The following is a 558-nucleotide window of genomic DNA, read 5'->3' as shown; positions in this document are numbered from 1 at the left end:
TATCGACAGGTTGACGTTCGTGAAAACGGCGCAGCAGCTGGGCTTTAGTCTGGATGAGATCAGTGACCTACTTCGGCTGGAAGATGGCGCCCACTGTCAAGAAGCCAGTGCTCTCGCAGAGCACAAGTTAGGGGACGTTCGCGAGAAGATCGACAGGCTTGAAAGAATTGAGAAGGTGCTGAGCGAAATGGTCGACAGATGCCATGCACAACAAGGCAATATCACTTGCCCGCTAATTGCGTCATTGCATGAAGGGCTCAGAGAAGCAGAAGACCCAAGGGAGTAACTCACCTTCAGTTCGTTGAAAACAACGCGGTCAAAGAGTCGCGATCATCTATGGACCATGTCGACAAGGAAAGTTTGCATGACTAGCTTGCCTGACAACATCCTTCACCTTCCCGAGTACCACGTCCTAGGCACCAAGATGGAAGAGCATGATCTCCACTACCAGGTCGAAGCTCCTGAGCCTCTAGCTTGCGAGGAATGCGGCGTTGAGAGTGAGTTTGTCAGGTTCGGCAAGCGCGATGTGGCCTATCGCGACCTACCCATCCACGGAAA

1 protein-coding gene and 1 pseudogene are annotated in these 558 nt (G+C 52.5%); both read left to right on the top strand.

The genetic code is table 11. The features are described 5' to 3' along the window. Positions 1 to 286: MerR family DNA-binding protein (locus A3754_RS25090; protein WP_197468859.1), on the top strand; the 286-nt coding region annotated here is incomplete at its 5' end. 78 nt (positions 287 to 364) lie between these two features. Then, a pseudogene (locus A3754_RS25085) lies at positions 365 to 558 on the top strand (ISL3 family transposase); the annotation flags it as partial.

The organism is Alcanivorax sp. HI0083 (assembly GCF_001635175.1).
Note: the sequence above shows the minus strand (reverse complement) of the source record. Positions and strands in the feature narration are given on the sequence as shown.